The 12401-nt window shown below is 60.7% G+C and carries 11 protein-coding genes and 1 pseudogene; 4 read left to right on the forward strand and 8 right to left on the reverse strand.

The window, feature by feature from the left end:
* Window positions 1–225 precede the first annotated feature (225 nt).
* The 3 genes from RH91_RS20565 to RH91_RS20575 are packed head-to-tail and all read right to left on the reverse strand — an operon-like array spanning window position 226 to window position 2953.
* Window positions 226–597, reverse strand: a complete 372-nt coding sequence (locus tag RH91_RS20565) for a response regulator (protein ID WP_010165298.1) — start codon at window positions 595–597, stop codon at window positions 226–228.
* Window positions 598–599: 2 nt separating this feature from the next.
* Window positions 600–2084, reverse strand: a complete 1485-nt coding sequence (locus tag RH91_RS20570) for an ATPase domain-containing protein (RefSeq protein ID WP_010165300.1) — start codon at window positions 2082–2084, stop codon at window positions 600–602.
* Window positions 2081–2953 carry a sensor histidine kinase gene (locus tag RH91_RS20575; RefSeq protein ID WP_010165302.1) on the reverse strand — a complete coding sequence of 291 codons (873 nt, stop codon included), beginning with the start codon at window positions 2951–2953 and terminating at the stop codon, window positions 2081–2083. The genes RH91_RS20570 and RH91_RS20575 overlap by 4 nt, the downstream gene beginning before the upstream one ends.
* 576 nt (window positions 2954–3529) lie before the next feature.
* Between RH91_RS20575 and RH91_RS20580 the strand changes: the two are divergent.
* The 4 genes and pseudogenes from RH91_RS20580 (at window position 3530) to RH91_RS20595 (ending at window position 5756) form a co-directional block, all read left to right on the forward strand.
* Window positions 3530–4092, forward strand: a pseudogene (locus tag RH91_RS20580) (recombinase family protein).
* Between the two features lie 43 nt (window positions 4093–4135).
* Window positions 4136–4633 carry a hypothetical protein gene (locus RH91_RS20585; protein ID WP_037480026.1) on the forward strand — a complete coding sequence of 166 codons (498 nt, stop codon included), beginning with the start codon at window positions 4136–4138 and terminating at the stop codon, window positions 4631–4633.
* 68 nt (window positions 4634–4701) lie between these two features.
* On the forward strand, window positions 4702–5184 hold the full coding sequence (locus RH91_RS20590) for a helix-turn-helix domain-containing protein (RefSeq protein ID WP_010165306.1): 483 nt from the start codon (window positions 4702–4704) through the stop codon (window positions 5182–5184).
* On the forward strand, window positions 5184–5756 hold the full coding sequence (locus tag RH91_RS20595) for a PIN domain-containing protein (protein ID WP_010165307.1): 573 nt from the start codon (window positions 5184–5186) through the stop codon (window positions 5754–5756). Before RH91_RS20590 ends, RH91_RS20595 begins: the two co-directional genes overlap by 1 nt.
* A 180-nt stretch (window positions 5757–5936) precedes the next feature.
* On the opposite strand, the gene RH91_RS20600 is transcribed toward RH91_RS20595, so the two are convergent.
* From RH91_RS20600 to RH91_RS20620, 5 genes are all read right to left on the reverse strand, one after another.
* The gene (locus RH91_RS20600; RefSeq protein WP_232283639.1) at window positions 5937–7889 is read right to left on the reverse strand and encodes a family 16 glycosylhydrolase; all 1953 of its coding nucleotides are present in this window, start codon (window positions 7887–7889) and stop codon (window positions 5937–5939) included.
* A 187-nt stretch (window positions 7890–8076) separates the two neighbouring features.
* Window positions 8077–8715, reverse strand: a complete 639-nt coding sequence (locus RH91_RS20605) for a glycosyltransferase (protein WP_010165309.1) — start codon at window positions 8713–8715, stop codon at window positions 8077–8079.
* 227 nt (window positions 8716–8942) lie between these two features.
* Window positions 8943–10586 (reverse strand): carbamoyltransferase C-terminal domain-containing protein, encoded by a 1644-nt coding sequence (locus tag RH91_RS20610; protein ID WP_010165310.1) that lies wholly within the window; start codon window positions 10584–10586, stop codon window positions 8943–8945.
* A gap of 465 nt (window positions 10587–11051) precedes the next feature.
* The gene (locus RH91_RS20615; protein ID WP_010165311.1) at window positions 11052–11681 is read right to left on the reverse strand and encodes a plasmid pRiA4b ORF-3 family protein; all 630 of its coding nucleotides are present in this window, start codon (window positions 11679–11681) and stop codon (window positions 11052–11054) included.
* Window positions 11682–11766: 85 nt separating this feature from the next.
* Window positions 11767–12401: DUF6118 family protein (locus tag RH91_RS20620; RefSeq protein WP_010165313.1), on the reverse strand; the 635-nt coding region annotated here is incomplete at its 5' end.

The following is a 12401-nucleotide window of genomic DNA, read 5'->3' on the forward strand; positions in this document are numbered from 1 at the left end:
GACGGCGCAGGCGTTCTCAGAATCGATCGCGTTTTGGGAACGCGAGCGGCTTCCCAAAACCAGCAACGATGATGAAATCGGGAAAAAATCGCAGCAGATCATCCACAGCAATCCGCCGATGCTGGTGTCACAACCGTTCGACTGCGACACCCAATCAGATCACGAAGGTGAATTGCACAATATGGCCCCGTCTCAAGGCTGTAACGGCTGATAGATTCCAACGCGTTATCGCCCACCCTTTGATTTCAACAACAACGACACAATATCTATCATATCAAATATCTTGAAAGGCTTACGCACGAATTTGGCGTATCCGGAACAACGCTCGGCGATCGTCTCTTCCGGCATCGAACTCATTATGACAATCGGCACGTTAGCAAGTGTAGGATTAGCTGCCATTGCATTTAATAATGCCGCCCCATCCATCACCGGCATCATAAAGTCGGTTAAAACTAAAGCCGGTGTTTCGGCGATGGCGTGATCAAGGGCTTGTTTCCCATTCGACGCGACAACGACGGTGTAACCCTCGTCCTCCAATACATCTTCGAGGAGTTTGGCGATCCCAAATTCGTCATCCACGACAAGCACGAGCGGCATGGTCAGCCTCCGCGCTTAAATGAGTCACGCACCTCGGCATTACGGTCAGAGCCCGACAGGATTTCCTCGACACTCTCCGACGTGGCACGAATGTCGAAGCCCGCATCGCCCAGTGTAAACTCATAAAGCGACGGGTCGAAATCGCTGTCCCTGACTTTGAGGATGGAAATCAGGCGATAGAGACGCGACCGTTGCTCGACAAAGCGAAGCAGGATCATGTTCTCGGCAAGGCTGGAAGCGTCATCGACCGGCACACGCACCGCCGGCCCCAGGATGTCCGGAACCTCGAGCGAATAGACCGTTGTCACGCCAAGGACGCGAAGTTCATTTGCCAGAGCGGAGAAGAAATTACCGATGCGCGACGGATCAATGGCAGCGCTCTGGAAAGCTGTGAGGCCATCGATGAAAAGCCTTTTGACCTTCCGCCGGTGTACCGCTTCGAGAAGCCGTTCCCCATACGCATCCATCAAATCGCTCGTAGGCGTTTGCCACAGGACTTCGACGCTGCCGCTATCCAAGAGAGGCCGTAAAGGCGGCCGAAGGCGGTCGGCCTTGACGGCGAGCCGCGCTGGCGTCTCGTAGAAGCTGAACATCAGTCCAGGTTCGTCTTCCGACGACTGCGACAGGAAGTGCATGCCCATCGTGGTTTTGCCCGAACCAGATGGTCCCATTATCATCGTCGTTGAGGCGTTCGGGACACCGCCTCCAAGCATGGCGTCGAGCCGATCGATGCCCATCGACGCTCGACCTGCCGGCAGTTCGGCCATCCGGCTAGGATGCGCATATCGGGCTTCGATCCTCGGATAAACCGTCACTCCGTCGCCACTGATTTGGTACGAATGACGCCCACGAAGGAAACTGCCGCCTCGAAACTTGGTGACTTGAAGATCGCTCGCTGCCTGCCAGCCGTACATCCGGTCCTTCAGCACGATCAGGCCGTCGACCATCGTCTGCTCGGGCGATACTTGATCGCCCGCGTTGGTCGTCAGGAACATGGTGCAATCGGTAGCAAGGGCGACCTCCTGGAGATCGTGCACGAACTCCTTAAACGCCTGGTCGCTTTTCGCACTCGACTGCGCCGAGACAAGACCGTCGATCACCAGCATCGTCGTCCGACGCCGCTGAATCTCGCGGCGCAGGAGTTTGCCCAGAGCCTCGAGCCCACCATCGCGCATCTCGTTGAATGCACTGAGATAACTCATTTGATCAGGTAGCATCGCATGATCGAAGAACGACATACCTTGCAGGTTGCCGATCATTCTCGCGTGATTTTCGGCTAGTAGGGTCACGAATAATGCGCGCCCGCCACCCGCGACGTGATGGAAGCAGATTTGGTTGGTCAGGATCGTTTTGCCCGCACCCGGCGTACCCTGTATGATGTACATCCCGCCAAGGACAAACCCGCCATTCACTATCGTATCGAGACCCTCGATCCCGCTGAGCACGCGAGCTGGCCCCGCGTCTTCTAACTGCGGCGTGGTATTCATTCCGGGTCCTTCGGTCGTGCGAGCGGCAAGGCAATGCAGAACGTCGAACCAGCGCCGGGTGTAGATTCGATCTCGATTGTTCCCTCCATCGCTTCACAGAGCTGCTTCACGATCCATAATCCAACGCCAAACCCGCCAGAATGCTCCCCCGGCTTCACGGCCCGTTCAAAACGCTGGAAAATGCGTTCTACGTTCTCGGGAGATATGCCTGGTCCGTTGTCCGACACCGCGATACGAGCAATGCCCAATTCACTATCCGCTGACACCCTGATCCTGATGGGTTTGCCGCCAGCATATTTAATTGCGTTGGATACGAGATTGTCGACGACCTGCTCAAGCGCCAAACTGTCCCCCATTATCGAGAGAGCAGCCTGAGGAAGATCGAGCTTAAGATCAGAGCGTGCATGCTGCGCTAATGGCCTGAAGTTTTCTGCGATCAACCGAACTAGCTCGCACACTTCAACCGGAACATTCGTAACCGAGATTTCCTTGCCGGAAGTCAGGCGCGAAACGTCCAGAAGCGTCGTAGCGCGCTTGACAAACCTTGAGATAAGCCAGTCGATTTGGTCGAGGCTCCACTCTATCTTCTCTTTACTTGCCTTGTCGAGCGTACGACGTAACATGTCTAGTCTGCCCACGATCGGCGTCATCGGGTTGCGCAGCTCATGAGCAGCGACCGCCAGGAAAGCATCCCGCGCCGCTACCGCTTCCGTAAGCCGTTCGATCTCTTGCGTCAGATCAGCGATGCGCTGGTGCAGGTCGCTCGAAGAGTCCTTGGCCTCGGTGGTTTTCGACGCTGCGAAGGGCTTTTTCGAGGTGGAAGCACCTTCCTCGCTGTCCGTGATTTCTTGGGAATCTTGCCCCGGCATCGATGCATGCCCCTCTGGCAAAAACGTTCTTGGAATGGCAGGCCTCCACGATGCGCTAGAAAACTGCGTCTAACAAGATCGTGGATTATGGCGATGCATCGATACTTAACGCCGATCCTGATTGGTCAATGTCCAGGATTTGAGCTGGCGTCACAACCGGTTGGTTTTGACCCGCGCGCCGCGCCACCCGCGCGCGGCTTTGCGAAGGTCAGAACCCCGCTTCGCAATGTCAGCTTCTAGGCGCTTCCGGCCGTTCCCTGCTTTCCCGAAAGGGAACGTGGAGCAAGAAGCCCCAACCCAATGCTTGGAAAACCACCGGTATCGGAAGCCGTTTTCTCGAAATCTGTTCCCAAATCGATTTTCCCGAAATGGCCTGAACGACACGGGAAAACGGGAATCCTTAGCTGACCGGCTTTGGCGACGCGGAACCCTGCCCAATCTCTAAATGGGCATCCCGCAAGGATGTCGCGCATGTCCTAAGTTTCGCGACAGCGCCCGCGACGCTCGTGCCCTCTCGAGCACTTGTGTCGCAAAAGTCTGTTGCATAAGATTGTTGTTTTGATACAGTATTGCAACATGTTGATTGGCTACGCCCGTGTGTCCACCGACGACCAAGACCTTCGGCTGCAACGCGGCGCGTTGCAGGAGGCCGGATGTAAGCGGACGTTCGAGGAAAAGGTGTCAGGCGCGAAGCGTGACCGGCCTGAACTGGCCAAGATGATTGAGCAGCTGCGCGACGATGACACGGTGGTGGTGCGCGGCTCGACCGGCTGGCACGCTCCACCCGCGACCTGCTCGACATTGCTGAGAAGCTGAAAGAGGCCGGCGCCGGTCTGCGCTCGCTGGCCGAGCCTTGGGCAAATACGACATCGCCTGCAGGTCGAATGGTGCTGACCGTGTTTGCCGGCATCGCCGAATTCGAGCGTGAACTGATCCACCAGCGCACTAGCAGCGGGCGGGAGGCGGCGAAGGCGAGGGGAGTCCGGTTCGGTCGCCCGCCCAAGCTAACAGCCGACCAGATCGCACTCGGCGAACGGTTGGTAGGGGAGGGCACTTCCGTTCGCGAAGCCGCTAAGCTGCTTAAGTGCCACCATGCCACACTCTACCGGGCACTGACCGCCGCGGCGTTGGCCCCGTGACCCCGACCGTCTCACAGCTCGACGTACCGGAAAGGGAGGCCTGATGCCGATCCGACCCGAACATGTGTTTTTGTACCCGATCGACTGGCCGCAGCTTTCGCATCATGTGCGCTTCGTGCGGGCAGGGGGCTGTTGCGAGCATTGCGGGCGTCCCCATGGGCAAAGGGTATTCCATCTCCGGGACGGACGATGGTGGGACCGCAAACGGCATTGCTGGCGCAATGGGCAGGGGCGGCGTGTGCGGCGACCGACGGAGAACATTCTATCGCACGGTGCCTGGACGCCGGTGGTACTGGCCTGCGCGCATCTCAACCATGATCCCAGCGACAGCGCGCTCCATCAGCTGGCAGCGCTGTGCCAGCGCTGCCACATGCTCCACGACGGCGCGGAACATCGGCGTCGGCGCTGGATGAACGCGCACTACCGGCGCGCGCTCGGCGACTTGTTCTACGGTCCCTATCCGATGCTGGGTGCCGACTGGATCACGCCTACCCCGATCAGCATGCTCGACCATCAACGCATCGGAACATTCTCCCGTTGACTCCTGTTTCACTTATTGCGTTTATACGCCGCACTCACTAGATGGCATCCGCCTTAGGGAGACGAAACATGGCCGCCTTGGCCTTCAACATCGACGAGGCTTACGAGCCCAACGCGCACGAGATCGAGGCGGCCGGTAACGCCGCGCGTGCCCTGTCGCGGGTGGATTCAAGCCGTCCCATTCACATAACCGTGGAAGGCGCAGGCGAGGACGTCATTAGCCTGCCGTCCGGTGTGTTTAACAGCATCGTCAAAATGCTGGTCGAGATCGGCAACGGTCATGCCGTCACTGTCGTGCCTGTACAGGCAGAGCTTACTACCAGCCAAGCGGCCGACCTGCTCAACATGTCCCGGCCGCACCTTATCAAGCTCTTAGAACGCGGCGACCTGCCGTTCCGTATGGTGGGTACACATCGTAAGCTTCTCGGTCGTGATGTGCTGACGTACCGCAGCCGTATGGATGCGGCCCGGCATGATGCTTTGCAAGGAATGGCGGACCTCGATCAGGAAGCTGGCCTCTTCGACGATCACGCGACCTTCGATCGTCCCTGATGCTGGTCGGCCGCTACACCGTCCTGCTCGATGCCAATGTCATGCACCCCGCCATCGTGCGGGGTGCGCTTTTGTGGTTCGCCGCCAGTCGGCTGTTCCGACCGCTTTGGAGCGAGGCGATCCTAGCCGAGTGGGAAGAAAGCCTGAGACGGCGATTTCCCGATCTGGCAGCTAACCACTTCCGACGCCAGCGGGCCTACATGGACAACTTCGGGGAGGCGTTGGTCGAAGGTTACGAGCCGCTGATGCCTTCCTTGGCACTACCTGATCCCAAGGACATCCATGTTCTTGCGGCAGCGATACACGGCAGGGCTGACGCGATCGTCACCTACAACCTCAAAGATTTCCCGGTCGACGTAGCCGCCCGCCACGGTATCGAGGTGAAGCATCCCGATGACTTCATCGTCAATGTCATCGATCTCGATACGGCCAAGGCGCTAACCGCGATCGGCAACCAACGCCGCCAGTTTCGCAACCCCGCTGTCACCGCCGACGATTACCTAGATCGCTTTCGGAAGAGCGGCCTGGTCCAAGCGAGCCACCGACTGCAACCCCTTGTCGAGCTATTCTGAATGAGGGCTCCGACACCAGTAACCGCTTGAAACGCAGTGACCTATCCCTCGTGTCACAACAGTCTCAACTGGTTGTGACACCAAAGACCCAGATCCAGCCGCTCGTGCCGCTTTTCACGCTTAGCGAAAGAGACACTCAGTTAGCTTCCGTGTCCGTTGCTCAACTAGCCGGGCACCGCCCTATGCTCGGATCATCGCGTCGACCTTGACGTTCCGGAAGGAAGCGGTGGTCGGAAGCAGTCGGACGTCCGCGGCTCCCGCCAGTTCGACCGAACTGGGCGACCAGAGGTTAGCGTGAAGCGTCATGGGCAGGTGCGGAACCGGGGTCGGATTCCAGCTCCCCCGGTCGTGCACGAGGACGTCGTCGACAAACCAGCGGATCCGGTCAGGATCCCATTCGACCGCGTATCGATGGAAGTCTGCGCTGGCGTCGAAACCGAGTTCGATCGCACAGGGCGAGCCGCGGTAGCCGTAGTCGAGTTCTGTGCCTTCGTTTCCTGGATTGAAGTAGACATTGAAAAGCACTCTACGCGGTTCGTTGCCGGTGATCTCGACGTCGATCTCTTGCCGTGGTGCGGAACGATGCAGGAAGAAGCCCGTGACCACGCCCTCTCCACGCGCTGCTCTCATCTCGATTTCGAAACGGCCGTGCAGGAAACGACGGGCCGACGAGAGCGCGCCGGAGCGGAAAGGGCGGCCCCCCATGCCCGACGCACTCAGTGTGATCATCGCGCCCTCCGGGCCATGTTCAATTGCGTCAGGCCCGAAGGTGGCTAGATTGCCCGGGAATGTCCCGAGTATCGCCGGCATCTCGGTCGTGGGCTTAACAAGTGGGCACCGCATCTCGACCGTCCTGGAGTAGCGCGAGAACGCAAGGTTCGTAGCCGGCGCCGGCCATCCGTCGATCGCCTCGATTGCCCACGGCGTGTCGTCCATCGCCATCGTTTGCGCGGCTCGGACGGGCCCCGTCGAAGGCTTGATTGTTGGACGGCCGTCACGGAACAGGCGCCAGTCGCTCGGCGGGCCGTAGGGAAAGGCGTTTGTCGGCGTCTCGATTCCCGCCAGCGAACAGAGCGGTGGCCACCAGTCGTCGTCCGGTGGGTAGTCCGGCAGGACGGTCCAAGGGGTCTCCGGGTGCTGGCCGGCAGCGATCTGATCCGCTCGGGTCGGTTCTAGTATCAAGCCGGTAACGAGTTCAGCGACTACGTCCGGGAGATCGTAGGGTGGAAATGGCGGATCGACGAGGACGTCGAACGTGTCGAACAGGATGGCGAGCTCCGCGGCGACTACGGCAGGCGCGGCGGCGTCGAACGCGAGAACGCGAAGGCCCAGCATGGACAGCGCCATCGCCAGCGGCTCGCGCACACCGCAACCGGTCCAGGCGACGATCCGGACCCTGCCGGAGCGAACGGGGGCCGGAAAGGCTTTGGCGTCGACGATCCCAGCCAGTGCCAGGAACGGCAGCACGGAATAAGAGTTGTCAGATCCCGTATCAGGCCGCTGCAGGATTACCGGGGTCATGACGGCGAGCGGCTTCAGCCTATCGAACTGCCGGTTAATCCACATGTCGACGGGCCCGACCACCGGCATCGCGTGCAGCAACTCCTGCGCTCCACCTCGCGAGAGGACATAGCCGCAGAGGAACCAGAGCCCTCGCACCGGACGAAACAGCGTTCCGCGCACGTCGGCCCGCTCACAGGTCGCGCCGGCATCCTCGTAGGACAGGTAAAGCATGGCCGGTCCCCCACCGTTTCCTCTGGCCAAGGCCTCGCACCACGCCCTGTCGATCGATGCGGCTGCGCCCCAGCGGAACCACACGTCGTCCTCAAGGATCAAGACATACTCCTCGGATCCCCTCGCCACGACCTTCCACGCCTCGACGTGCGATCGCGCGACGGCGATCTCCTGGCGCGTCATCGTGACGACCTCGTTCCGCCCGAAGCAGGCCTCCAACCTGGCGTCTGGTTGGACGTGAAGCTGGTGCTCGAGGACGTAGCGCGGGTCGACGTCCGCGGTGGCCGCAACCGCTCTGCCGTCGCGCGCGTCCACTGCGGGAAGACGCGTGACGAGGTCGATCAGCCGGCGTCCCTGGTTGTCTCGGAAGCGTGCGAGTTCTCGCACGGTCCGCGCCATGCGGCGCGGCTTCCGGTCGAGGTTGATTACTAGGATAGCCCCAATACGGCTCGCGTCCGCGCCGAAGGCGTTGATCCTTCCGCCCGGCATCGAGGCGGCGACCCGTCGGCATAGGCGGAACGCCGCCGCTCGCAAGGCTTTGGCGGGTCGCTCGAGCCTCAAGCACGCACCTTAGGGACGAGCGGCCTCAGCATCCGTATACGTTGCGCCAGTTGCGCTCATCTCCGCGATAGGAGAGATCCCACCGCATCTCTGCGATCGCATCCCAGCCGCGTATCAGTTCGAAATCGAGCGCGCCCCCGTGCAGAAACATTTCGTATGCGTGTGCAGCGAGGGCCGTCGTGAGGTTCCCCGGACCAGTGGTTCCCTGGATTTCTGGCCGGTCGACGTCGCGGAGTAGCAGCTCGGTAGCTCGATCTAGGGCGCGCCGCAGGACGGGATGTTCGGGGGGCGCGGCGATGGGATCGTTATTGACGTAAAAGTTGCGCATTCCCGCGGGCAAATCTGTCCGCCAGATGTCTGCGTTCGGCATCATCCCGCCGGCCGAGATATCGTAACAGAGCGGCTGGAGCTTTAGTCTGTCATCGTCGAACAGGCACGCCCAGCCATCGTCGAGCAGTACGTCGTCGCAGTCGACGTAGAGACCCCCCTCGGTGAGCAGCACACAAAGTCGGAGGTAGTCGCACCGCATCGCCGGATGTGCACATCGACGGAATGCGGCAATCTCGCGGGCACCGTGTCGATCGCGGATGTAGCGGTCGGCCGAGGCGTCGTCGAACATCCGGACGGCGAAGCCATGGTCGACCAGCCGCTCCCAGCTCGACATGCAGGCGGCTACGTCGGCCGGTAGTTCGGAACGATCGTGCCAAAATCTGATTAGATTGCGTGGTATTCCGCCGGGTGCGCTCCGACGCCGACATGCGGAATGCATGCCGACGTGCATTAGGACGAGGTCCCGGATCAGTGCTGATCGAAGCGTCTCGCACTCCTCAAAGCCGGGTCGCAGAGCCGTGATCCGACGCCGCGCGTCAGCCGCGTGGTCGTGCACCTCGCTCAAACCACCGTCCCTTGCTCGGTCGGGGCGGATCGATCGCGGCTTTGCCGCAGGTAGGCCGCGTAGGTAGGAGAGCTCCTTAGGAGATGGATGCGTCCGCTCGCCACGAAGCCGTCGAGACCTAGCTCCCTAGTGTAGATGTCGAGGTCGCCAATGTCGTTGATGAACCCCTTGCCCTTAAAGTTGAGCGACGTGTTGCAGAGGACGCCGCAACCAGTCCTCGTTCGAAAGGCGGACAGCAGGGCGTGAAGCTCCGGATTAGAACGCTCTGTCACAGTTTGCAGGCGCGCCGTTCCATTGACGTGCGTCACGGCGCGGAGCCGATCGGTGGTTGCCCTGAAGGTGTACAGCATGTGCGGGCTGTCGACACGGCACCCGAACCATCGCTCCGCCTCCTCGCGGAGGCAGACGGGCGCGATCGGCCGGAACCGCTCCCGTTGTTTAATCACGTTCAGTCTCTCACGGGTCTCGTCGCGAAACGGAGCGGCCAAGATCGAGCGATTGCCGAGCGCGCGCGGCCCGATCTCGTAGCGCCCGTGCGCCCAGCCAAGGACGACGTCGTTGGCGAGGAGGTCCGCGACGAGATGGTCGTCGCGTTCCAGCACGTCATATGCGTCGCGCTGGAACGGAACGTCGTTGCGGAAAGGAAGACCGGCATAGACTTCCCACTCGATCTTCGGGTCCCCGGTCAAGCGGAACTGAGCGTCGATTGCCGTACCAATAGCCGACCCACTGTCGTTGGCCACGGGCGGGACGAAGACATGGGAAAAGAGGCCGCTCTCTACCCATTTAGTATTCCAATCACAGTTTAGCCCGCAGCCGCCGGCGATCAGAAGTGGCCGGCCGGGATAGAGGTGCTCGCGCGCGAACCTTTCGAAGCGGGCGAATATTGCGTCGCTGTAGATGCCCGCGAAGTCGCGGAACGAAGCGTCTTCGACGCCCACGTCAACATGGGGTGCGGTCTGAAGCACAGGATAATCGGAGAGTTTGCGGTAGGGACCGTCGAGAAGGAATTCGAGAAGCGCCTGCTCCTCCGGCGTCGCGATCGAACGGTTTGAGAAAGACGCGAGCGCCATCAGCTTTCCGGCATCGGATTGCCGGGGGTAGGGTCCGTCCTTCGGGAAGTCGGGGTCCGCAAGCCCGTAGAGCAGCGCATAGCGGTTGCCGGGCTGTGTCAGAACGTCCTTCACTACGGATATTCGGCCGTGGGCATCGATCTCGTAGAAGGTCCCCATTTCGCCCTCCCATATTAGGGCGTAGCACGGCGAACCTTTTGGAAGCGGGGACATCCCCAGAGCGCATATGACATGCGAGCGCTCGTGGGAGGAAGAGAAGTAGTCGGAACGTCCGCGCAGAAACCGTCCCTTCTCGTGGATGGCAAGGCTCTCGGCTGTGCCGCGGTATCCCCCGTTGCGGCGGGATCCGTGCAGGAACTCGTAATGGTCCCGCGGCCACCAACCGCTCATGCATATGACGTCGGGAAGATCGGACAGCTCGCCGACGACATCGAGGACGTCGGAAACCGATATGGCGGAGTATCGGTAGTTTGAGCCCTTCTCAGCTTCGATCGAAAACGACAGCCGGCCGTCCTCGATGAAGGCAACGGAACCATCGTGACCGGGATTATATGCCAGGATGCGCAACGACCTCTCCCCTTATGAAACAGGCATCCCACATGCGTTCGAGGTCTAGCAAGTGGATTGCTTCGGAGGGGACCAGACACGTCGATGCCTCGTGCTGCGAATCCCGTATTCAGTGCCTTGCCCGCGTCGTTGAAGCCAGCTTTATGCAACGCGACTGTCGTCCAGTTCCATCGAAATGCATGATGAGAGAATGGCCACAGGATGCTGGATTACAATTCGAACCTGCGTAGTGTGCGGGCTTGGTAATTAGACGGTGCTCATGGTGTCAGAACCGAGGGAGACTGTTGAAAAACTCAAACCTGTCCTGCACTGGCGAGGGGATGAGCAACAAAGATGCAGCTCTTTGGGGTACGACGTAATCTTGACACCTCGCTTGGGCCGCGCGCGCATCCTTTTTGCGCGTGAACGAGGCTTTTCAACAGTCTCGAGGGGTTGTGGCGCTCGCTGAAAGCGTTGCGGCACCGTCTATGGGCGGAGATGCCTGAAGCGATAGCTTCCCTTGGCTGCTCGCATCGCCTTCGTGATCGCCTTGTTGATTGCTTCGAGATCGAGCCGCTCCGGTTCGAACTTACGACCCGCCCACCGCCGTACCGCCTTATGCTCCTCGTGCTCGGGATCGAGCCAGGCTTCGAGGAAATCGGCGTAGCCGGAGTACCCTCCCACATCTTCGGGCGGACCGGATCTTACGCCCTCAATGCATCGGGGATAGCTGACATCCGGATCACGCATACGGCGACGGAACATGATCCGGTGATGCCAATCGTCGCCATAGTCGTACACGTACAAGGCTTGGAGGCTGGCGTCCTCGCCGTAGGGGAAGCTGAGGTCCTGCATGCGCACCTCGCCCGCCTCGATAGTACGAGGACCATATGTGTCACCATCATCGAACTCGGGCGCGCCGATCGTCAGTCCGCCGACATCGAAGCGATGCAGGTGGCTATCGGTCCAGCCGAACGCCGCCTGCAAAACCTCATGAAACTGTGCGAAGTTAAGATTGACGGGCAGCTCCAGCGTGCGCTCGATCCGAGGCTCGATCCCAAGAATGTGGACATTCGCGGTGATGATGAAGCGGTCTGGGTCGAAGGGATCTAGCATGGCCCAAACATGCCCCAGCCTTTCCTGATCGGCAATGTTGCCTCGCTAGGCCAGCGTGCCGCGGCCGTTATGCCCAATGCGATCATTATTCAGCCGCTTTGACATCGATCGTGCAGTGCACTGTCCTGGATTTTACCTTGGCAGCAGCGGTGCGGCATCTGTCAATCGTCTCGCGATTATCCTTCGCCAGATCGGCGGCGCTCACGATCTCGTTCCAGCTTGCGGGCGAGGCGCGTCGCATCAGATGTTTGCCAGCCTCCCACGGCTTGGGCTCGGCAACGATGCGCGCCGCCATACGCTCGGGCCACAGCCAGCCGGACGGCGCGAGCCGCACGATCGGCCCCGCCATAATCGCGTAGAGCAACACCCCCAGCACCAGGCCGCCCAGCCCGGTCCACAGCAGCAGGCGGTTCTGCTCGTCGCCGCGCCGCGCCGACCCTAGCCGGTCGGACAGGCTGCCCGCGACGTTGCGGAGCATCGTGTCCGTCGCACCGATCTGGTGACGCAGCTCGCGCACGGCGTCGGTGACAGCGGCGTTTAAACGCTGTCCCATTTCCTCGGGCGTGAGCATCATCGCCGGACTCTTGCTCATCGCGTCGATCTGGCGGACCAATGCCGCCAGCACCTTCTCGGTGCGTGCGAGCGTCGGTTCATAATCAGGCATGTCGGCTGACTCCCGCGCCGCGGTCAGCCCCTCGATCGCAGCGCGCAGTAGCGACA

This window comes from Sphingomonas sp. PAMC 26617, assembly GCF_000242835.1.
In the GTDB taxonomy this organism is placed as follows: Bacteria; Pseudomonadota; Alphaproteobacteria; order Sphingomonadales; family Sphingomonadaceae; genus Sphingomonas.

Coding starts and splice junctions, on each gene's coding strand:
- RH91_RS20565 (WP_010165298.1), bottom strand. CDS start 597: ATGCCGCTCGTGCTTGTCGTGGATGACGAATTTGGGATCGCCAAACTC.
- RH91_RS20570 (WP_010165300.1), bottom strand. CDS start 2,084: ATGAATACCACGCCGCAGTTAGAAGACGCGGGGCCAGCTCGCGTGCTC.
- RH91_RS20575 (WP_010165302.1), bottom strand. CDS start 2,953: ATGCCGGGGCAAGATTCCCAAGAAATCACGGACAGCGAGGAAGGTGCT.
- RH91_RS20585 (WP_037480026.1), top strand. CDS start 4,136: ATGCCGATCCGACCCGAACATGTGTTTTTGTACCCGATCGACTGGCCG.
- RH91_RS20590 (WP_010165306.1), top strand. CDS start 4,702: ATGGCCGCCTTGGCCTTCAACATCGACGAGGCTTACGAGCCCAACGCG.
- RH91_RS20595 (WP_010165307.1), top strand. CDS start 5,184: ATGCTGGTCGGCCGCTACACCGTCCTGCTCGATGCCAATGTCATGCAC.
- RH91_RS20600 (WP_232283639.1), bottom strand. CDS start 7,889: ATGGCGCGGACCGTGCGAGAACTCGCACGCTTCCGAGACAACCAGGGA.
- RH91_RS20605 (WP_010165309.1), bottom strand. CDS start 8,715: ATGTCGAGCTGGGAGCGGCTGGTCGACCATGGCTTCGCCGTCCGGATG.
- RH91_RS20615 (WP_010165311.1), bottom strand. CDS start 11,681: ATGCTAGATCCCTTCGACCCAGACCGCTTCATCATCACCGCGAATGTC.